Annotated in this window: 17 protein-coding genes and 1 pseudogene; 11 read left to right on the forward strand and 7 right to left on the reverse strand. The window is 60.3% G+C overall.

What is annotated here, in order from left to right; translation table 11 throughout:
- Positions 1–35 precede the first annotated feature (35 nt).
- From AC6I7Z_RS20830 to AC6I7Z_RS20840, 3 genes and pseudogenes are all read right to left on the reverse strand, one after another.
- Positions 36–1,394 (reverse strand): DUF3131 domain-containing protein, encoded by a 1,359-nt coding sequence (locus AC6I7Z_RS20830; RefSeq protein WP_497815721.1) that lies wholly within the window; start codon positions 1,392–1,394, stop codon positions 36–38.
- Positions 1,391–1,690, reverse strand: a pseudogene (locus AC6I7Z_RS20835) (cellulose synthase); the annotation flags it as partial. The gene AC6I7Z_RS20830 and the pseudogene AC6I7Z_RS20835, both read right to left, overlap by 4 nt.
- A gap of 88 nt (positions 1,691–1,778) precedes the next feature.
- Positions 1,779–3,470 (reverse strand): site-specific integrase, encoded by a 1,692-nt coding sequence (locus tag AC6I7Z_RS20840; protein ID WP_007180429.1) that lies wholly within the window; start codon positions 3,468–3,470, stop codon positions 1,779–1,781.
- Positions 3,471–3,613: 143 nt separating this feature from the next.
- Here AC6I7Z_RS20840 and AC6I7Z_RS20845 point away from each other — a divergent pair, with 143 nt between their 5' ends.
- The 11 genes from AC6I7Z_RS20845 to cysC all read left to right on the forward strand — a co-directional run bounded on the left by AC6I7Z_RS20845 (position 3,614) and on the right by cysC (position 15,186).
- Entirely contained in the window at positions 3,614–6,640 is a 3,027-nt protein-coding gene (locus AC6I7Z_RS20845) for a Tn3 family transposase (RefSeq protein WP_007181927.1), read from the forward strand.
- Between the two features lie 56 nt (positions 6,641–6,696).
- Positions 6,697–6,999 (forward strand): hypothetical protein, encoded by a 303-nt coding sequence (locus AC6I7Z_RS20850; protein ID WP_007180431.1) that lies wholly within the window; start codon positions 6,697–6,699, stop codon positions 6,997–6,999.
- Positions 6,996–7,259, forward strand: coding sequence for a hypothetical protein (locus tag AC6I7Z_RS20855; RefSeq protein WP_007180432.1), 264 nt, complete (start codon positions 6,996–6,998; stop codon positions 7,257–7,259). The genes AC6I7Z_RS20850 and AC6I7Z_RS20855 overlap by 4 nt, the downstream gene beginning before the upstream one ends.
- Positions 7,260–7,335: 76 nt before the next feature.
- On the forward strand, positions 7,336–7,986 hold the full coding sequence (locus tag AC6I7Z_RS20860; RefSeq protein ID WP_497815722.1) for a hypothetical protein: 651 nt from the start codon (positions 7,336–7,338) through the stop codon (positions 7,984–7,986).
- Positions 7,987–8,088: 102 nt separating this feature from the next.
- Positions 8,089–9,060: an HlyD family secretion protein gene (locus tag AC6I7Z_RS20865; protein ID WP_065810679.1), complete on the forward strand. Its 972-nt coding sequence runs from the start codon at positions 8,089–8,091 to the stop codon at positions 9,058–9,060.
- 36 nt (positions 9,061–9,096) lie between these two features.
- Positions 9,097–9,336, forward strand: coding sequence for a phosphopantetheine-binding protein (locus tag AC6I7Z_RS20870; protein WP_065810680.1), 240 nt, complete (start codon positions 9,097–9,099; stop codon positions 9,334–9,336).
- Positions 9,337–9,548: 212 nt separating this feature from the next.
- Entirely contained in the window at positions 9,549–10,400 is an 852-nt protein-coding gene (locus tag AC6I7Z_RS20875; RefSeq protein ID WP_282475794.1) for an acyl-CoA dehydrogenase family protein, read from the forward strand.
- A gap of 132 nt (positions 10,401–10,532) precedes the next feature.
- A protein-coding gene (locus tag AC6I7Z_RS20880) for an IS3 family transposase (protein ID WP_089454866.1) occupies positions 10,533–12,100 on the forward strand; the annotation gives its coding sequence in 2 pieces (ribosomal slippage) (positions 10,533–10,971 and positions 10,971–12,100; 1,569 coding nt in all).
- Positions 12,101–12,238: 138 nt separating this feature from the next.
- Positions 12,239–13,330, forward strand: a complete 1,092-nt coding sequence (locus AC6I7Z_RS20885; RefSeq protein WP_065810683.1) for a hypothetical protein — start codon at positions 12,239–12,241, stop codon at positions 13,328–13,330.
- 16 nt (positions 13,331–13,346) lie between these two features.
- The gene (gene aroA / locus AC6I7Z_RS20890; protein WP_065810684.1) at positions 13,347–14,651 is read left to right on the forward strand and encodes a 3-phosphoshikimate 1-carboxyvinyltransferase; all 1,305 of its coding nucleotides are present in this window, start codon (positions 13,347–13,349) and stop codon (positions 14,649–14,651) included.
- Positions 14,652–14,673: 22 nt separating this feature from the next.
- A complete protein-coding gene (cysC, locus tag AC6I7Z_RS20895) occupies positions 14,674–15,186 on the forward strand; it encodes an adenylyl-sulfate kinase (RefSeq protein WP_065810685.1) in 513 nt (170 codons plus the stop codon).
- Between the two features lie 603 nt (positions 15,187–15,789).
- On the opposite strand, the gene AC6I7Z_RS20900 is transcribed toward cysC, so the two are convergent.
- From AC6I7Z_RS20900 to AC6I7Z_RS20915, 4 genes are all read right to left on the reverse strand, one after another.
- Complete coding sequence (locus AC6I7Z_RS20900; protein WP_007180433.1) at positions 15,790–16,362, reverse strand: hypothetical protein; 573 nt, start codon at positions 16,360–16,362, stop codon at positions 15,790–15,792.
- A 76-nt stretch (positions 16,363–16,438) separates the two neighbouring features.
- Positions 16,439–16,702, reverse strand: coding sequence for a hypothetical protein (locus tag AC6I7Z_RS20905; RefSeq protein ID WP_007180432.1), 264 nt, complete (start codon positions 16,700–16,702; stop codon positions 16,439–16,441).
- Entirely contained in the window at positions 16,699–17,001 is a 303-nt protein-coding gene (locus tag AC6I7Z_RS20910) for a hypothetical protein (RefSeq protein ID WP_007180431.1), read from the reverse strand. Before AC6I7Z_RS20910 ends, AC6I7Z_RS20905 begins: the two co-directional genes overlap by 4 nt.
- A 56-nt stretch (positions 17,002–17,057) precedes the next feature.
- On the reverse strand, positions 17,058–20,084 hold the full coding sequence (locus AC6I7Z_RS20915) for a Tn3 family transposase (RefSeq protein ID WP_007181927.1): 3,027 nt from the start codon (positions 20,082–20,084) through the stop codon (positions 17,058–17,060).
- Between the last annotated feature and the right edge of the window lie 14 nt (positions 20,085–20,098).

The raw sequence follows: 20,098 nt of genomic DNA on the forward strand, positions 1-20,098 counted from the left end.
GGCAGCGAGGCCGGAACGGCGAAGCCATAAAGATCTCATTTCGTTGTTACTCCTTGTTGCTGCGGCTGCTTAGCGGGTAAAGGGGCGGCGAGACAACCCAGGCAAAGAAGCTGGCCGTGGGCGATATAGGAGAGGCTCTCCAGCACCATCGCGTTGGTATCCGCATCGAGAGCGGCGTTGACCGAGCCGTCGGCGTTGAAGCCCGCTTTCCAGCCCTTGCCGGGTTCAATCATCGGCAGCATCCCTTTGCGCAGCGCCTCGCTCCAGCGGTTGCGGAACAGCGCATACCAGGCGAAGGCGGAACGGGTTGAGGTAAGGGCGCGGCTGGCGAGCGTTTCGCTGGCGCTGTCGTCGATGTTCTGGATGGGCAGCGGCTGGCTGCCCGGTAGCGCGCCGACGAAATCGGGCGCCTGCTCGGCGTAGTCGCTGTTGATCTCGCCCGCGTCGGACGGGGTGCCGGTGCGGTTCTGGACAATCTGCATAATGCGCCAGGTGATTTCGCCGCTGCGCGCGTCGAAACCCTGTTCCAGCCCGGTCAGCAGATAGGGCATGCTGATCAGGGAAGGCTGCTTGCCCCAGGGCGTGCGCAGCCCCTCGTCAGGCACCGCGTGGCCGTCGATCTCCACCAGCTTCAGACCGTCCGGCGGCTGGCTGACCGCCAGACCGGCGGAGGCGTTAATCAAACGCAGCACGCTGCCTGCATAGAGGCGATAGCCGTAGCTGCCGCGCGGATCGTCGGTGCGGATCACCCAGCGGTTGACCGGCAAACTGGCGCCCTGCGGCCCGCTGCTCTGCAGCAGTCCCGCGAGCTGCCAGCGCGACAGCAGCTGATTGACCGCCGCCGCATGCTGCGGATAGCGCCACAGCAGGATCTGCAGCGGCATCAGCAGGCGGCCCATATCGATAGCCGAACCGGCATTCTTGTCTGCCGAGGGCAGCGCCTCCAGCGTGTCGGCGTGGTAGAAGGCGGCGGGCAAACCGTCCGGCTTCAGCGGCAGCGCGCCCAGCGCCTCCAGCGCCGAGCCGATGCGATCGTCGAACTCCGCGTCAGGAATGATGGCGAGCTGTTTCGCCGCGATAGCCGCGAGCAGGTAGCTGCCGGTGCTCCACAGGCTGAGCCAGGGCTTGTCCGCCTCGGCGTTTACCAGCCCGTTGGTCTGGGTGTTATTGACGAAATATTGCCAGGCGATACGCGCCCAGACCGCCTCGTCGAAGGTCAGTTCGCGCTGCTCAGGCAAGGGCGGGAAGGATTTGCTCAGCACGATGCCGTCCGTGGTTTCGACGCGCGTCGGCATCTGCCGCTCGACCCACAGCACGATGGCGAAGCCGATTAAAAAGCCGATCAGGATCGTGAGATAGCTGCGCGCGCTGTAAATGCCCGATTTCAGGCTCATTCCGCTTCCGCCTCCTGCGTAGCAGGCGGCGTCCACATCGCCGCCATAATCATAGGCATCATGGCGGCGATATTGACCGCGCCCCAGAAGATATTAATCACGTAGCCTGACGGGTCGTCGACGTTGCCGCGCGCCACCTGAATGCCGCCCCAGATCAGACCCAGCAGCGTCAGCGCCACGATCGCCAGCTGCGGCTTCACCAGATAGAGAAAACGCCCCGACTGCCGCTCTTTGGGCGTCACGTGGAACTTCACCTTTTCGCCGCGCAGCACGGTGCTCAGGGCGCGCAGGTTGACGGGGTTCTACGCCGGAACCCCAGAAAATTCCGTCATTCCACATTGTGAACGTCAATCGGTTTGTTGCCTGACGTGCCGAGCGAGTAACTCAGTCGGTAAATGCCTGCCCGAACTGCCGTGCCCGCTTTACATCGTCGGTATGCAAGTAAATCGACGTGGTCGAAATCGACGCGTGACGCAGGTTATCTCGTACGGCGCTCAGCTCAACCCCTCTGGCGATCGCGTGGGTCGCATGGGTGTGCCGCATCCAGTGCGGAGAGGCCCGATGCAGCTTTTCAGCCAGCACCGGATGGTCGTTCTTGATAATCTGCGCGACGAGCCGAAAAAACCGGCGCATGACTTCCCACAGCCGCAAGGGCTTGATGCCGGCATCGGCGTCGTCAAGGCTGCCAATCAGGGACGTGGTCGGATTCCAGTGAGCACGGCTGACAGGAAGCCCCCGCTCCTGCAGATATCGGTCCAGCGCTGTGCGCGCTAGGGGTGTCAGGGTAACGCGGGCTGGCTTGCCGCCCTTGCCGACCACGTGCAGCCAGTGATCACCGGCTGCGTCGACTTCGATGCTGCGCAGTGTGGCGTCAGCCAGTTCGCTGATCCGCAGTCCCGTTGCGTAGCCGAAATCCAGCATGAACCGCAACCGTTGCGCAGCGGGCGCCTGCCAGCCGTACGACCACTCGAGCCCGTTGGCGATGGTGCGCGTCAGCATCCATTCTCCTTCGGTGAAAGCGTGCGAGGTTTCAAGAGCCATGGCGCGCTTGCTGCCGCGTACCTTGATGCCGGAGAATGGGTTGGCCACGACGTAGCGCTGCTCGACCAGCCAGCGGAACATGGCGCTGAGCACGGCAAGCGCATGCGCAATCGAACGGGCCGAGAGGTTGTCGACAAACGGGCGCCAGTCCGTTGATGTGCGCGGCCGCGGTGGCCCGACCCAGCGTTCTCGCGGTGTAGGTCTGCGCAGAAACGCCCTGTAGTCGGTGGCATCCCGGGTGGTCAGCGAAGACAGCGCCTTGCCGCGAGCAACGATGCCCCAGAGAATCAGCCGTTCGGCTTCCTTGCGGTAGGCCCGCTGCGTGGCCGGGGATTCGTGCAACGCGAGCCATGCCTGGATAGCGTCGTAATCGTTGTCGACGCCGAGGATGCAGGCCGACACCGGTGCGCGGAAGGCGCCGGCGGATCCGTCGATCTCGTGCGGTAGCCGTAGTTGCTCCCAAGGCGTCACGACTGACTGCCGATCCGCGATGATCAGTGCGCGGGCCCGCTCCGTGAGCGCCGGGTACGCGGCAAAGAAGGCCTCGATCCTTCTTGCACTGGCCGGCCCGAGACCCGGAATGACGGTCCACCACTGCCGGCGACGCGGAATCCGTACCGTGAGATCGGCCAGGGTCCGGATGCCGGCCGCGTGCAGGGTGCGGGCAGCGCGATTCGGCAGCCAGTGCGCAATGTCGTCGCCGATCTGCGGAGCTGGCGCAGGCATGATGCGCAGTAGCTCGACAGCCTGCGTGGTGGCGCGCGCATGATGCATACGCTTTTGGGCCGGGCATTCGAACAGCGTGGCCAGATCTGCCCGCTGTCGGTTACGGGCATAAAGTGCCAGTTGCCGGCGGATCTGGCCGATGACGCCGCGGGCTGACTGGCTGTGGCTGAGCCGATCTTGCATGTACCGGTGTGCCGCCTCACGCGAGGATGCGCCCTCGTACCAGGCACGCAGCGCTGCCAGTGCATCAGCATCAGGAAAGTCGGTCGGGATGTCGGCGGCGGACGGGCTCGTGGGGCGCGTTTTCATGTCATCGAGTTTAATATGGAAACAATGCCACAGAGATAATAAAGCTTATCTCTGTAGAATGCGGGAGTTCAATATTTCTGTCGTACCCCATGTCGTGATATCACAAAATTGAAGGATCTGACGTTGCGTGGAGAGGATGGTCGATGATCAACAAGAATAAGCTGCTCAGCGTCTTTTCCGACGCCGAACAGGAAGCCCTGTATGGCCTGCCTGATTTCGACGATGCGCAGCGGCTGGAATACCTGGCATTGACCGAATCCGAACTGGCGCTCGCCAGTAGCCGGCCCTCCATACCCGCGCAGGTCTATTGCATCTTGCAGATTGGCTACTTCAAGTCCAAGCACGCCTTCTTCCGCTTCGATTGGGACGAGGTTGAGGACGATTACGATTTCGTGTTGAGCCGCTATTTCCACGGCGAGCCGTTCGAACGCAAGCCGATCACCCGGCACGAGTACTACGCCCAGCGCGAACAGATCGCTGAACTGTACGGCTATCGACCGTGGGTGGCCGCCTTCCTGCCGCAACTCATGCAGCAGGCCGCGCAGATCGTACGTCGCGACGTGACACCGGGATTCGTCGCCGCCGAGCTCATCGTGTGGCTCAATGAGCACAAGATGATCCGGCCCGGCTACACGACCTTGCAAGAGCTAGTCAGCGAAGCCCTGTCCGTCGAACGTCGGCGGCTGGGCGACCTGCTCACCGGCGTATTGGACGAATTGACCCAAACCGCGCTAGACCAACTTCTGGTGCGCGATGATACTCTGTCGAAACTGGCGGCGCTGAAACAGGATGCCAAGAATTTCGGCTGGCGTCAGATGGTCCGCGAACGCGAAAAGCGCGGCACGCTGCAGCCGTTGCACGAAATCGCCAGGACGCTGCTGCCCCGGCTGGATATCTCGCAGCAGAACGTGCTGTACTACGCAAGCCTGGCGAACTTCTATACCGTCCACGACCTGCGCAACCTGAAGGCGGATCAGGCGCAGCTCTACCTGCTGTGTTACGCCTGGGTGCGCTTCCGACAGCTCACCGACAACCTGGTCGATGCGATGGCCTTCCACATGAAGCAGCTCGAGGAAGAAAGCAGCGCGGGCGCGAAACAGTCACTCATCGCCGAGCAAGTAAAACGCCATCGGGAAACGCCGCAGATCGGCCGCCTGTTGTCGCTCTATGTGGACGACAGCGTAGCCGATCCGACGCCGTTCGGCGAGGTGCGTCAGCGCGCCTATAAAATCATGGCCAAAGATGTGCTACAAAACACGGCGCAACGCATGACGGTCAAGCCGCTGAGTCAACTGGCACTACACTGGTTGGCGGTGGACGGCCTAGCCAAACGTATTCGCCGTCACCTGCGCCCCTTGTACGTCGAGCTCGACTTCGTCGGCACCTCCCCAGACAACCCGTGGCTCGCGGCGCTGGCTTGGGTCAAGGGGGCCTTCGCCAAACAGCAGCGCCTGTCACAACGACCGCTCGCCGAATGTCCCGCGGCCACGCTGCCGAAGCGCCTGCGACCGTACCTGCTGATCTTCGGCGCTGATGGTCAGCCGACCGGTTTGCACGCCGATCGCTACGAATTCTGGTTGTACCGCCAGATCCGGAAGCGCTTCCAGTCGGGAGAGATCTATCTCGACGACAGTCTGCAACATCGTCACTTCTCCGACGAGCTTGTTTCGATGAACGAGAAGGCCGACGCGCTGGCGCAGATGGAGATCCCGTTCCTGCAGCAGCCAATCGATGCCCAACTCGATGCGTTAGCGGCCGAGTTGCATGCACAATGGCTGGCCTTCAACCGAGAGCTGAAACAGGGCAAGCTTACGCACCTGGAATACGACAAGGATACGCAGAAGCTGATTTGGCGCAAACCGAAAACCGAGAACCAGAAGGTGCGTGAGCAGGCATTCTACGAGCAACTGCCATTCTGCGATGTTGCCGACGTGTTCCGCTTCGTCAACGGCCAGTGCCAGTTCCTGTCGGCGCTGACGCCATTGCAGCCGCGCTACGCGAAGAAGGTAGCGGACGCCGATAGCCTGATGGCGGTTATCATCGCTCAGGCAATGAACCATGGCAACCATGTCATGGCGCGCACCAGCGACATTCCGTACCACGTTCTGGATAGCACCTACCAGCAGTATCTGCGTCAGGCGACGCTGCATGCGGCCAACGACTGCATCAGCAACGCCATCGCCGCGCTGCCGATCTTCCCGTACTACTCGTTCGATCTCGATGCGCTGTACAGCGCCGTCGATGGGCAGAAATTCGGCGTCGAGCGACCGACCGTGAAGGCGCGTTACTCGCGCAAATACTTCGGACGAGGCAAAGGCGTCGTCGCCTACACGCTGCTGTGCAATCATGTCCCGTTGAACGGCTACCTAATCGGCGCGCACGAGTACGAGGCGCATCACGTGTTCGACATCTGGTATCGCAACACGTCGGATATAGTGCCGACTGCGATCACCGGCGACATGCACAGCATCAACAAAGCCAACTTCGCTATCCTGTATTGGTTCGGGTTGCGCTTCGAGCCTCGCTTCACAAACCTCGATGACCAGTTGCAGGAATTGTATTGTATCGACGACCCGGCGCTGTACGAGAAATGCCTGATTCAGCCGATCGGACAAATCGATCGGCAGCTCATCACCAGTGAGAAGACAAATATCGATCAGATCGTCGCCACGCTGGGCCTCAAAGAGATCACGCAGGGCTCGCTGATCCGCAAACTATGTACGTACTCGCAGGAAAACCCGACACGTCGCGCGATTTTTGAGTTCGATAAGCTCATTCGTACCATCTACACGTTGCGTTACCTGCGCGACCCGCAGCTCGAGCGAAACGTGCATCGCTCCCAAAACCGCCTCGAGTCTTACCATCAGCTTCGTTCGACCATCGCCCAGGTCGGCGGCAAGAAGGAATTGACCGGCCGCACCGACATCGAAATCGAGATCAGCAACCAGTGCGCCCGGCTGATCGCCAACGTCATCATTTTTTACAACTCGGCGATTCTGTCGCATCTACTGACGAAATGGGAGGCCAGTGGCAACGCCAAGGCGCTGGCGCGGCTTACGCAGATATCACCGGCAGCCTGGCGGCATATCCTTTTGAACGGGCACTACACTTTTCAAAGCGACAACAAAATCGACCTGGACGCGCTCATTGCAGGGCTCGAATTGGAGTGATCGAATTTTCGGCGGTTCTGGCTTGGAATCCCTTATTCCTGTTACGGTGGAATACGATGCCACAACCAGGTAATCCTTTACCCCCAGCCGTGGTCAACACCTGGCGACTGAGCGTCGGCACGTCGCTGTTCGTGATCGATATCCTGGCCGACGGCAGCTGGCGACCGGCGTATATTGCGCCAAAGCGGCTGGGTGGCTGGACGATGGATGTGTTGCCGAACATGCCGCCGACGTTAGTCGATATCGCTCCCTCGGTACGCACCTGGGCGCGACAGTACGGCGCGAATGTAACGAACCGGCGCACGCCGGCGCGCCGGTTTCCCGCGCAAACCGCTTCTTCGAACAGGACGCCAGAATGAACATGCTGAAACGTCGTCTCGATGCGACAGACGAAAAGCTGCAGGAGCTGAAAACAGCCCGCAAAGCGGCAGCTAAGGCGCAGCGCCAGCAGGTCAAGCAAACGCGCGCGGATCGCGAGCGAAAGATCATGCTGGCCGGCGAGGCGTTGCTGCGGCGTGTCGATCGCGGCGAGTGGGATGAAGCCGATTTCCGCGCGATGATGGACGATTATCTGTCGCGGCCCGCCGATCGCGCGCTGTTCGAGCTCGACGATGTATAGCCTTTGATGTTCGACGTCGACGCACCGCACAGCCAGGTCGGCAAATGTTGATTTGATTCACGATGAAGGATGCCCGATGCTGCCAACGCTCCGCATGAACCGGAATTTTGTCGAGGCCTTGCTGGCCGAGCGCGCGCCCTGCTTTGCGATGGGACTCGTGGCCGAGGGCCAGACGCACTATGCTTGCCTGGCACTGCGGCCGGTGGATGACATTCCGAACGACGTAACACGCAGCGGTTTCAACTTTGGCCACTCGATACGCGGCACCGACGACTTCGAGGTCGTACACTTCGGCTTAGAGTTTTACGGCTACCGCATCTTCAATGCGCTGATCAATCCGAGCAACTTCATCGCCAGGACAATCCTGTCGCACATGGTCGACACGAAGGCGTTTTTCTTCTTCGCGGTCAACCCGTCAGGCGGTGTGACGGTGTTCAAGTCCGGCATCGGTGAATGCAGCCTGGACAGCATCGAGTCTAATCTCGAGCGGATACTGCGCTCGAGCACGTCCGATGCTCAGTACGACGCGGCGCTGACAACGTTCAGCGACCATCCAGATCCGGTCGGGCCGATGCTGCACTGGGTTTGCCGGGACTGCGAAGATTGTCTCGACCTGTCCCACAATGTAATCGAAACTGGGCCCCGCGTAACGGTCCTGATGGTCCGTGTGACCGAGACCGTCATGTCACTCACCGGACGTCGCTCCAACATTCTTCGGCTGGAATAAGCCGATTAATGTTCACAATGTGGAACGACGGAATTTTCTGGGGTTCCGGCGTAGATCCCCCAATTGCGACCCGGCGCCTTCGTCGATGGCGGAAGTCCGCTAATGGAAATCGTCGACGGGCACTTTGATTCGAGGCAGCTAATAGCTCTGCAGCGCGAGGTCGCCATCGCGGAGGACGATGTCAATAAGGCAACGGCACGACTTGGCGCCTTGGAGCAGACACAGGCGGAGCAGCAGCGCAAGCTGGTCTTGGCGCGCGGCCTCAAGAGAGCCGTACTGAGGGAGAGGACCCAGGCTGCCGCCGCGGCCGTACGGGAGGGCGAGGCTGAGATCGACGCGCTGCGGACTGATCTGGCCTCTAGACGGCTGCTTGAAGAGGCCGGGTTCTACTCCCACACCGCGATCACGCGCGCCGACCATGAATTGCGGGCCGCAGAAGAGCGGAAAGAAAAGCTGGAGCGAGACTGGGCCTCCGAAACTGCGGTCAAAAATGGTGCCGAGATCGATATTGGGTTTGATGACGACTCCGGCCCGAAACTGGGTCTTCTCGAAGGTGCTGTGTTGGCGACCAAGCGAGAAATGCAGAGCGCCGCCTTGGATCTCGCGTCCGCGAAGAAGCATCTACGGACATTGCTGGACTCGGAGGCTGCTCTCGCCTCCGCGAGCAACGGACTTCGAAAGGCGACTTTAGTGGCCGGCCAAAGCGGACGGATAAATACCGTGCTGGTCGGGAGCGGAAGCGAGGTCCCCGCCGGCGAAAGGCTCGCATCGCTTGTGGATTGTCACCACCCATACGCCCTTGGCGTAATACCCGAGAGACAGCAGAGACGCGGATGGCGGCTCGGTGACGCGGTACGCGTGGAAGTTGGCGGTTCGAAATATCGTGGCGAGGTCGTGTCCGTGTCCCCGTCGCCACTCACAAGCATCGGAATGTACCCCGCAATCGATGTCATCTCCTCTAAGCCGGACGCTAAGAGCAGCGTCGCCTACGTGCTGGTCAAGATTGCATCTCCGCCGAAGGGCCTTCAGGCCACCTGCCCCGTTGGCTCATACGTTGAGATGGAACTCATCTAGCGGGCAAGTTTCGCGGGACTTCGAGAAGGCGAAAGCATGAATACAGAACTGGCACAGATCCTTGGCGATATTCTTTCCGTTGATCGTCCTTTGGACGGAAGCGAGAGCCTATCCATCCTGGGGTTGGACTCGCTCTCGGTCATACGCCTGGTGGTGAAAATCGAGGAGGATTTGCACATCCGCTTTCCTGAGGAGGCACTGCAGGCAAGCACGTTCTTGACGGTCGACTCGCTGTCTGCGGTTGTGTCCGATCTCGTTAAGGATGCTGGCATATGAGGGAGCTAGCGCTGCCGGAGCGCGTCCGCCTTGCCGCTCGAGACAACGCGGCAGAGGTGGACAGCCGAGGCATGTTCCCGGAGCGCGCTGTACGCAGTCTCAGAGAGGCTCAACTTCTCTCAGCCCCGTTTGGCACGCATCCTTTGGCAACCAGTGCAGAGGTAGTCGAGGGGCTAGGGGCTGAGTGCCTCTCGACAGCGATGATATATGCCATGCATGTACAACAGGCCTGGGCTGTCCGTTCGGTGGAGGATTGGCTAGAGATCGATCTCCTCCGCGAGTTCCAGGAGAGTGAAAGGCTCGTGGCAAGCGTGACAAGCGAGTACGGGAAGGGCGGAGACGTCACCAAGGCGCTCGCCCCCTTGGAGTACGCCGGCAGCCATGTATTGGTCCGGCGAAAAGCACCAATAGTCAGCTACGGGGAGCACGCCGACAGCTTTCTCATTCTGATGAAAAAAACGGCTGAGGCCCCAGATCGTGACACTTGCTTGGTGATCGCGTCGAGATCCCATGGCGTTGCTCACGCCACGGGCCCGTGGGATTCGTGCGGAATGCGCGGCACGCGCAGCGTGCCGATGGAATTTGATCTGCGCGTTGGGCGGGAGCGGGTCGCGGTACGCAACGTTAGCGCTGTCATCGCCCGAGCGTTTGTACCCGCCGGCCATATCGCTTGGGCTTCTGCTTGGCTGGGCGCGGCCACCGGACTTCTCACTCAGTCTCTAGAAGTCGCTGCGGATAGCTCCCGCCTCGGCGCGATGCTCGCGTCCGATGCATACAGGGAGGCAATCGGCAGAGTAAGAGCAGATCTCGCCGCTATTCGAGCATTGAGGGACAGATGTCTTCATGGCTTCGAACAGATTCAGTATGGTCGCCGCGCGTACGACTATGAGTTCGCCCAGGAAATTTCCTGCCTCAAGGTATTTGCGTCTGAGACAGCCCTAAAAGTGGCTCAAGCCCTGCAGATTCTGGCGGGGGCTCACAACGGATACGTCCGCGCGGCCTCTATTCCGATTGAGCGCACTGTACGCGATCTGCTGGCTGCGCCGCCCCCCGCGGCAAAATAGTTGTCGCCCCGATAGAAACTTGAATCTTTCCTGAATTCAAGTTTCGTAGATGGTGGTGGGTTGCCGTCGCCGAAGGCGACGGCCCCCTTGCCACCGATTTCCGCAACAAGGGGGCGATGATGAGAGAACAAGTTGGCTCGATACGGACAAGGTTTTAAGGACAGAGCGGTGGCGCGGTTGCTGCCGCCGGAGAGCGCCCCGCTGGAGGTGGTGGCTCGGGAGATTGGGGTGAGCACAGATACGTTGGAACGCTGGCGCGGTGAGGAACTGGCCAAGCCGGCGCGAGAACGCAGCTGGACGGCAGCGGCTCGGCTGGAGGCAGTCATTACCACGGCAGCCATGGACGAGGCCACCCGCAGCGCCTGGTGCCGCGAACACGGCGTGTATCCACAGCAACTACAGCAATGGCGTGACAGCGCAACGCAAGCGCTTGCCGAACCCGCGGAGAAGCGCGCCAGCCCGCAGCAGACCAAGGAAGACCGTCGGCGCATCAAGGAACTCGAGCGCGAGCTGCGCCGCAAGGACAAAGCGCTGGCTGAGACGGCAGCGCTGCTGGTGCTGTCAAAAAAAGTCGAGGCGATCTTCAACAAGAACAGAAGCGAGGACGAATGATCGGGCTCGAAGATCGCCAGACCCTGGCCCAGGACATTGAAGCGGCTCAACAGGCCGGTGCGCGGCTGGCGCAGGCCTGTGAGGTCGCCGGCATCGACGAGCGCAGCCTGCAGCGCTGGAAGGCCAACCATGGGCTCGTATCGGGTGATGGCAGACCCGGCGCGGTGCGGCCGACACCGGCCCACGCGCTGACACCCACCGAGCGCGAGCAGATTCTGCAGGTGGCCAACGAGCCGCGCTTTGCCGACATGCCCCCGGCGCGCATCGTCCCGATGCTGGCCGACGAAGGCGTGTATCTGGCCAGCGAATCGAGCTTCCAGCGCGTACTGCGCGAGCATGGGCAGAACCAGCACCGGGGCCGCGCCAAGGCACCGCGCAAGAGCCGCCCGCCAACCACGCATATCGCCACTGCACCGCGCCAGCTGTGGTGTTGGGACATGACGTACTTGCCTGCCGAGATCGTGGGGCGCTGGTTTTATTTGTACCTGATTCTGGACGTGTACAGCCGGAAGATCGTGGGCTTCGAAGTGCACGACAGTGACGACGCCGACCATGCGGCGCATCTGGTCAAGCGTACGGCGCTGGCCGAAGGCATCCATGCCATGGCGACCAGGCCGGTGCTGCACGGCGACAATGGCTCGACCCTCAAAGCCACGACTGTCCTGGCGATGTTGAACTGGCTGGGTGTCAAGCCTTCGTACTCGCGCCCGCGCGTGAGCGATGACAACGCCTACGTCGAAAGCCTGTTCCGCACGGCGAAGTACCGCCCCGAGTTCCCCGACAAGGGCTTTGCCAACCTCGATGAGGCTCGCCGCTGGGCTTCGCACTTCGTGCATTGGTACAACCATGATCACCGGCACAGTGGCATCCGCTACGTCAGTCCCGCCCAGCGTCATGCGGGTGAAGATGCCGCGATCCTTGCCGCCCGTCACGAGGTATATCTCCAGGCGCGAGAACGAAATCCGCGGCGCTGGTCGGGCGCCACCCGGAACTGGACGCCTATCGGCGCGGTAACACTGAACCCCGAGCGCGACTGCATCGTCAAAACGTATACGCGCTCGACCGATATAGAGCCATTGGCAGCATGACCGAGACGACAACTAGCTTGACTCGCGCCGGCCGCTTATGTACCCTAACCGCTTACTGACGAGTGCCATCGCCACGCTGGAGGCGGCCCGAATTAGGAAAATTGAAGACCCGATTATCTAGATTGAGGCGAGAAGGAAATGCGACACCTGGCTTCGATTCGGTTTATTGCAGATGGGACCACATACGACCACCACGGCCTCAATTGCTGGCGCGTCAGCAAAGGGCTGGCTGTCGAGCATCTGCTTTCCTATGGCTACGAGGCCTACAATTTTGCGCTGGCAACAATTGATCATTACGTGACAGGGCTCCCCCCTTCGCGCTCGGTCGAGTCAATGTTCTTTGGTTCGGGCGAAACGCAAGTCGTTGCTGACGCGCTGGGCGTCGCTCTGGAAGTTGTGGCTACCCCCACAGGGCTGGGCGGCACGATCATGCCCTTGCTCGACGCGGGGCAACCTGTTTTAGTGCCGTGTTGCAAAGGACCGGAGCTGAAATTTTCCGCAAATACAACCGGAACACATTTGATCTTAGTCCGCGCCCTGGACGAGCAGACCGGTGTCGTCGGAACAGTCGACAACGCACAGCTCATCGGCCTTATCAAGACCGCGCGGGTACAGCAGCTCTTTGATTTGCGGGGCGAAGAGTCCGCCTGCGACAAGCAGACTCTGTACGATGTTCTGGGCGACGTCTATGCGGAGCACTACGACACGTTGGGGCGCCTAACCCTGCTCCATCAGCAGTTGTTTAGCGAAGCGACGCACGGGGCACCCTATGTTCTCACCGCTAGAGTGCGAAGCGACTGCCGGACTCAGCCCGCAGCCGAAACTGTCGTGGCTGGCGCCATTGGACGAATCGAATCGGTCAGGGCCGCAATCGAACGCAAGGCCGCTCGCGTCAACGAGGCTTTTCGTTCCGCCCTGGAGAGCGAAGAGCCTTTAACCAAAATACTACGCTTCCTGGCCAACCAACGGAGCTGGGCGAGATGGTTGGGGACCATTCTTGCGCGAGGCGGAATTTTCCAGTCCGCCGATGTAAACTCGCTAAATCATCTTGCTGACGAGGCCGCGCAGGGTTGGCGCGACTATTTTCTGCGGGCGGCCATTGGACGCCAAGTCGCCGGCTCCCTACGGTCGGTGGAAGAAAGAGAACATCGGTTGATCGAATTCGTTCGGGGCCACTGCGCTCAAATGTCGTCAATTGATCATCTTAGTAGCGAGAAATTTCCAGTCTAATTCTAGTGAGGCACACATGAAGGTTACGTTTTCCGGCCGTCTGACTCAGAACCCCACGGTGATTGAGGTTGCCGGCGACAAATCCATCTCTCACCGCGCGGTGATGCTCGGCTCTCTGGCTGAAGGGGTTACCACGGTTCGGAAATGCTTGCTGGCAGCGGACGTGGTCAGCACCATTGGGATGATGCGAGCCATGGGAGTGAGCATCGAGATTGCCAACGGGCTTGTGACGATCTACGGAGCCGGCGAGAGAGGGCTTGCGCGGCCAAATGCGGAGCTCGACGCTGGCAATGCTGGTACTGCGATGAGGCTGATGGCAGGGATCTTGGCAGGGCAGCCCTTCGAAAGCGTGCTAGTTGGAGACCATTCGTTGTCGAAGCGGCCGATGGGGCGTGTTGCAACTCCCCTTGGCCAAATGGGAGCGGAAATTCAACTTTCCCCTTCTGGGACCGCTCCGATGAGGATCGCCGGAACACCCAGGCTGCGCAGCATCACTTACGATTTGCCTGTGGCCAGCGCCCAAGTGAAATCTGCGGTGTTGTTGGCTGGCCTCTATGCAGATGGAGTCACCACGGTAATTGAGCGCAAGCCGACCCGCAACTACACGGAAACCATGGTATCCGCCTTTGGGGGCAACGTCTCGGTCAGCGGGCAAGAGATTCGGGTCGAGCGAAGCAACCTGAAGGGTCGGGACGTTGTTGTTCCCGGCGACATATCGTCCGCAGCATTCTTTATGGTGGCGGCAGCTATCAATCCGGGCGCCTCTATTACGATCAGGAACGTTGGCATTAATCCGACACGCACCGGCATTGTCGACGCACTACGGCTCATGGGCGCGCGCGTGGAGCTTTCGGACCGCCGCAGCTCTGGCGGCGAAGAGGTCGCCGATATAACCGTCACTGGCGCCGAGTTGGCGGGGATCGAGCTGGACGCAGATATCGCCCCCCGGATGATCGACGAGTTTCCTGTGTTCTTTGTCGCCGCGGCCTTTGCCAATGGGACCACTGTAGTGCGCGGCGCGGAGGAGCTCAGGGTCAAAGAGAGCGACCGTATCGAGACCATGCTCGTGGGACTGCGCCAACTGGGCGTGACCGTCGAATCCAAGCCGGACGGCGCGGTGATATCGGGCGTGGGCAGTCGAACCCTCAAGGGTGGTGTCGCAATTGAGACGGCGTACGATCACCGGATCGGTATGGCATTCGCCATCGCCAGCTCTCGCTGCGAAGACGGAATAACGATCGTGGACGCGGAGGCGATTGGAACGTCGTTTCCAGGCTTTGGAGATCTGTGCGCCGGCTGCGGTCTGGTGAGTTCGCAATAAGCAATCCCGTCACGAGGGGCGTATGCGCACTATTTGGATCACGGGCCTGAGCGGAGCGGGCAAGACAACGCTGTCAGTGGAGATTGCCCGCCAGCTTCGAGTACGCGGCTGTCCAGTATGTCTGCTGGACGGCGACGTTGTACGGCAGGGCCTGAGTCAAGACTTGGGTTTTGCGCCTGCTGACCGAACTGAGAATGTACGTCGAGTCGCGGAGGTTGCAAGACTGGCCAACAACTGTGACATCTTCGTAGCCGTCGCACTCGTGTCCCCCTTTGAGCAGGACCGTAGAACGGCAAGGGACATCATCGGGGCCGATCGATATGTCGAGGTTTTCCTTGATGTCCCCTTATCAATTTGTGAGGCCCGGGATGTGAAGGGCCACTACCGACGGGCACGGGCAGGAACGCTAAGCGCCTTTACCGGCGTGTCTCAGGCTTACGAGCCGCCGAAAGCGCCCCAGATTTGTATCAGCGACCCTGGGTTCGATGTTGAAGGTGCAGCTGCCGACATCGTACGACGCGTTACAGGCACGTGACGTCCCAACAGACGACCGACAGCACGAACAACGTCCGCCGACGTAACGCGGGTCTCCGTTTGGGCCCCTCCCCCGCGCCCTGCGCTTCCCATGCGGGAAGAGGACTTCCTGAGAGATTGCTGCAAAACCAATACGGTCTCGCAACACTTCTCCGGCCTGTGCGCGCGAGACGCACTAGGCACGAATTGCGGCGCGTAGTTGTCCTCGAAATGGACGTACCGATTGACGCCTCTAGGTCGCACGCACGGCCGTGAGCAACGACCCATTCGTTTGATTCCATTGTTGAAGTTCCGCGGGCACCGGTGACGTCGCGCGTGCATCGCGGCCCGCCGCCCAACTATCACTACTCGCCAGCAGCGTCGAAGGGAGTACGAATGTTTCGCCTGTGCTTATTCGATCTCGACAACACGCTCGTCCACACGGACGATTTGGAATCGCTTCGGTTAGCCAGCAAGAAACCTAAAGGGGGAATCTACGCCGGAACCCCAGAAAATTCCGTCGTTCCACATTGTGAACATTAATCGGCTTATTCCAGCCGAAGAATGTTGGAGCGACGTCCGGTGAGTGACATGACGGTCTCGGTCACACGGACCATCAGGACCGTTACGCGGGGCCCAGTTCGATTACATTGTGGGACAGGTCGAGACAATCTTCGCAGTCCCGGCAAACCCAGTGCAGCATCGGCCCGACCGGATCTGGATGGTCGCTGAACGTTGTCAGCGCCGCGTCGTACTGAGCATCGGACGTGCTCGAGCGCAGTATCCGCTCGAGATTAGACTCGATGCTGTCCAGGCTGCATTCACCGATGCCGGACTTGAACACCGTCACACCGCCTGACGGGTTGACCGCGAAGAAGAAAAACGCCTTCGTGTCGACCATGTGCGACAGGATTGTCCTGGCGATGAAGTTGCTCGGATTGATCAGCGCATTGAAGATGCGGTAGCCGTAAAACTCTAAGCCGAAGTGTACGACCTCGAAGTCGTCGGTGCCGCGTATCGAGTGGCCAAAGTTGAAACCGCTGCGTGTTACGTCGTTCGGAATGTCATCCACCGGCCGCAGTGCCAGGCAAGCATAGTGCGTCTGGCCCTCGGCCACGAGTCCCATCGCAAAGCAGGGCGCGCGCTCGGCCAGCAAGGCCTCGACAAAATTCCGGTTCATGCGGAGCGTTGGCAGCATCGGGCATCCTTCATCGTGAATCAAATCAACATTTGCCGACCTGGCTGTGCGGTGCGTCGACGTCGAACATCAAAGGCTATACATCGTCGAGCTCGAACAGCGCGCGATCGGCGGGCCGCGACAGATAATCGTCCATCATCGCGCGGAAATCGGCTTCATCCCACTCGCCGCGATCGACACGCCGCAGCAACGCCTCGCCGGCCAGCATGATCTTTCGCTCGCGATCCGCGCGCGTTTGCTTGACCTGCTGGCGCTGCGCCTTAGCTGCCGCTTTGCGGGCTGTTTTCAGCTCCTGCAGCTTTTCGTCTGTCGCATCGAGACGACGTTTCAGCATGTTCATTCTGGCGTCCTGTTCGAAGAAGCGGTTTGCGCGGGAAACCGGCGCGCCGGCGTGCGCCGGTTCGTTACATTCGCGCCGTACTGTCGCGCCCAGGTGCGTACCGAGGGAGCGATATCGACTAACGTCGGCGGCATGTTCGGCAACACATCCATCGTCCAGCCACCCAGCCGCTTTGGCGCAATATACGCCGGTCGCCAGCTGCCGTCGGCCAGGATATCGATCACGAACAGCGACGTGCCGACGCTCAGTCGCCAGGTGTTGACCACGGCTGGGGGTAAAGGATTACCTGGTTGTGGCATCGTATTCCACCGTAACAGGAATAAGGGATTCCAAGCCAGAACCGCCGAAAATTCGATCACTCCAATTCGAGCCCTGCAATGAGCGCGTCCAGGTCGATTTTGTTGTCGCTTTGAAAAGTGTAGTGCCCGTTCAAAAGGATATGCCGCCAGGCTGCCGGTGATATCTGCGTAAGCCGCGCCAGCGCCTTGGCGTTGCCACTGGCCTCCCATTTCGTCAGTAGATGCGACAGAATCGCCGAGTTGTAAAAAATGATGACGTTGGCGATCAGCCGGGCGCACTGGTTGCTGATCTCGATTTCGATGTCGGTGCGGCCGGTCAATTCCTTCTTGCCGCCGACCTGGGCGATGGTCGAACGAAGCTGATGGTAAGACTCGAGGCGGTTTTGGGAGCGATGCACGTTTCGCTCGAGCTGCGGGTCGCGCAGGTAACGCAACGTGTAGATGGTACGAATGAGCTTATCGAACTCAAAAATCGCGCGACGTGTCGGGTTTTCCTGCGAGTACGTACATAGTTTGCGGATCAGCGAGCCCTGCGTGATCTCTTTGAGGCCCAGCGTGGCGACGATCTGATCGATATTTGTCTTCTCACTGGTGATGAGCTGCCGATCGATTTGTCCGATCGGCTGAATCAGGCATTTCTCGTACAGCGCCGGGTCGTCGATACAATACAATTCCTGCAACTGGTCATCGAGGTTTGTGAAGCGAGGCTCGAAGCGCAACCCGAACCAATACAGGATAGCGAAGTTGGCTTTGTTGATGCTGTGCATGTCGCCGGTGATCGCAGTCGGCACTATATCCGACGTGTTGCGATACCAGATGTCGAACACGTGATGCGCCTCGTACTCGTGCGCGCCGATTAGGTAGCCGTTCAACGGGACATGATTGCACAGCAGCGTGTAGGCGACGACGCCTTTGCCTCGTCCGAAGTATTTGCGCGAGTAACGCGCCTTCACGGTCGGTCGCTCGACGCCGAATTTCTGCCCATCGACGGCGCTGTACAGCGCATCGAGATCGAACGAGTAGTACGGGAAGATCGGCAGCGCGGCGATGGCGTTGCTGATGCAGTCGTTGGCCGCATGCAGCGTCGCCTGACGCAGATACTGCTGGTAGGTGCTATCCAGAACGTGGTACGGAATGTCGCTGGTGCGCGCCATGACATGGTTGCCATGGTTCATTGCCTGAGCGATGATAACCGCCATCAGGCTATCGGCGTCCGCTACCTTCTTCGCGTAGCGCGGCTGCAATGGCGTCAGCGCCGACAGGAACTGGCACTGGCCGTTGACGAAGCGGAACACGTCGGCAACATCGCAGAATGGCAGTTGCTCGTAGAATGCCTGCTCACGCACCTTCTGGTTCTCGGTTTTCGGTTTGCGCCAAATCAGCTTCTGCGTATCCTTGTCGTATTCCAGGTGCGTAAGCTTGCCCTGTTTCAGCTCTCGGTTGAAGGCCAGCCATTGTGCATGCAACTCGGCCGCTAACGCATCGAGTTGGGCATCGATTGGCTGCTGCAGGAACGGGATCTCCATCTGCGCCAGCGCGTCGGCCTTCTCGTTCATCGAAACAAGCTCGTCGGAGAAGTGACGATGTTGCAGACTGTCGTCGAGATAGATCTCTCCCGACTGGAAGCGCTTCCGGATCTGGCGGTACAACCAGAATTCGTAGCGATCGGCGTGCAAACCGGTCGGCTGACCATCAGCGCCGAAGATCAGCAGGTACGGTCGCAGGCGCTTCGGCAGCGTGGCCGCGGGACATTCGGCGAGCGGTCGTTGTGACAGGCGCTGCTGTTTGGCGAAGGCCCCCTTGACCCAAGCCAGCGCCGCGAGCCACGGGTTGTCTGGGGAGGTGCCGACGAAGTCGAGCTCGACGTACAAGGGGCGCAGGTGACGGCGAATACGTTTGGCTAGGCCGTCCACCGCCAACCAGTGTAGTGCCAGTTGACTCAGCGGCTTGACCGTCATGCGTTGCGCCGTGTTTTGTAGCACATCTTTGGCCATGATTTTATAGGCGCGCTGACGCACCTCGCCGAACGGCGTCGGATCGGCTACGCTGTCGTCCACATAGAGCGACAACAGGCGGCCGATCTGCGGCGTTTCCCGATGGCGTTTTACTTGCTCGGCGATGAGTGACTGTTTCGCGCCCGCGCTGCTTTCTTCCTCGAGCTGCTTCATGTGGAAGGCCATCGCATCGACCAGGTTGTCGGTGAGCTGTCGGAAGCGCACCCAGGCGTAACACAGCAGGTAGAGCTGCGCCTGATCCGCCTTCAGGTTGCGCAGGTCGTGGACGGTATAGAAGTTCGCCAGGCTTGCGTAGTACAGCACGTTCTGCTGCGAGATATCCAGCCGGGGCAGCAGCGTCCTGGCGATTTCGTGCAACGGCTGCAGCGTGCCGCGCTTTTCGCGTTCGCGGACCATCTGACGCCAGCCGAAATTCTTGGCATCCTGTTTCAGCGCCGCCAGTTTCGACAGAGTATCATCGCGCACCAGAAGTTGGTCTAGCGCGGTTTGGGTCAATTCGTCCAATACGCCGGTGAGCAGGTCGCCCAGCCGCCGACGTTCGACGGACAGGGCTTCGCTGACTAGCTCTTGCAAGGTCGTGTAGCCGGGCCGGATCATCTTGTGCTCATTGAGCCACACGATGAGCTCGGCGGCGACGAATCCCGGTGTCACGTCGCGACGTACGATCTGCGCGGCCTGCTGCATGAGTTGCGGCAGGAAGGCGGCCACCCACGGTCGATAGCCGTACAGTTCAGCGATCTGTTCGCGCTGGGCGTAGTACTCGTGCCGGGTGATCGGCTTGCGTTCGAACGGCTCGCCGTGGAAATAGCGGCTCAACACGAAATCGTAATCGTCCTCAACCTCGTCCCAATCGAAGCGGAAGAAGGCGTGCTTGGACTTGAAGTAGCCAATCTGCAAGATGCAATAGACCTGCGCGGGTATGGAGGGCCGGCTACTGGCGAGCGCCAGTTCGGATTCGGTCAATGCCAGGTATTCCAGCCGCTGCGCATCGTCGAAATCAGGCAGGCCATACAGGGCTTCCTGTTCGGCGTCGGAAAAGACGCTGAGCAGCTTATTCTTGTTGATCATCGACCATCCTCTCC

It is taken from the genome of Pantoea sp. X-Soil-MYKO-1289, from assembly GCF_059730625.1.

Coding starts and splice junctions, on each gene's coding strand:
- AC6I7Z_RS20830 (WP_497815721.1), bottom strand. CDS start 1,394: ATGAGCCTGAAATCGGGCATTTACAGCGCGCGCAGCTATCTCACGATC.
- AC6I7Z_RS20840 (WP_007180429.1), bottom strand. CDS start 3,470: ATGAAAACGCGCCCCACGAGCCCGTCCGCCGCCGACATCCCGACCGAC.
- AC6I7Z_RS20845 (WP_007181927.1), top strand. CDS start 3,614: ATGATCAACAAGAATAAGCTGCTCAGCGTCTTTTCCGACGCCGAACAG.
- AC6I7Z_RS20850 (WP_007180431.1), top strand. CDS start 6,697: ATGCCACAACCAGGTAATCCTTTACCCCCAGCCGTGGTCAACACCTGG.
- AC6I7Z_RS20855 (WP_007180432.1), top strand. CDS start 6,996: ATGAACATGCTGAAACGTCGTCTCGATGCGACAGACGAAAAGCTGCAG.
- AC6I7Z_RS20860 (WP_497815722.1), top strand. CDS start 7,336: ATGCTGCCAACGCTCCGCATGAACCGGAATTTTGTCGAGGCCTTGCTG.
- AC6I7Z_RS20865 (WP_065810679.1), top strand. CDS start 8,089: ATGGAAATCGTCGACGGGCACTTTGATTCGAGGCAGCTAATAGCTCTG.
- AC6I7Z_RS20870 (WP_065810680.1), top strand. CDS start 9,097: ATGAATACAGAACTGGCACAGATCCTTGGCGATATTCTTTCCGTTGAT.
- AC6I7Z_RS20875 (WP_282475794.1), top strand. CDS start 9,549: ATGCATGTACAACAGGCCTGGGCTGTCCGTTCGGTGGAGGATTGGCTA.
- AC6I7Z_RS20885 (WP_065810683.1), top strand. CDS start 12,239: ATGCGACACCTGGCTTCGATTCGGTTTATTGCAGATGGGACCACATAC.
- aroA (WP_065810684.1), top strand. CDS start 13,347: ATGAAGGTTACGTTTTCCGGCCGTCTGACTCAGAACCCCACGGTGATT.
- cysC (WP_065810685.1), top strand. CDS start 14,674: ATGCGCACTATTTGGATCACGGGCCTGAGCGGAGCGGGCAAGACAACG.
- AC6I7Z_RS20900 (WP_007180433.1), bottom strand. CDS start 16,362: ATGCTGCCAACGCTCCGCATGAACCGGAATTTTGTCGAGGCCTTGCTG.
- AC6I7Z_RS20905 (WP_007180432.1), bottom strand. CDS start 16,702: ATGAACATGCTGAAACGTCGTCTCGATGCGACAGACGAAAAGCTGCAG.
- AC6I7Z_RS20910 (WP_007180431.1), bottom strand. CDS start 17,001: ATGCCACAACCAGGTAATCCTTTACCCCCAGCCGTGGTCAACACCTGG.
- AC6I7Z_RS20915 (WP_007181927.1), bottom strand. CDS start 20,084: ATGATCAACAAGAATAAGCTGCTCAGCGTCTTTTCCGACGCCGAACAG.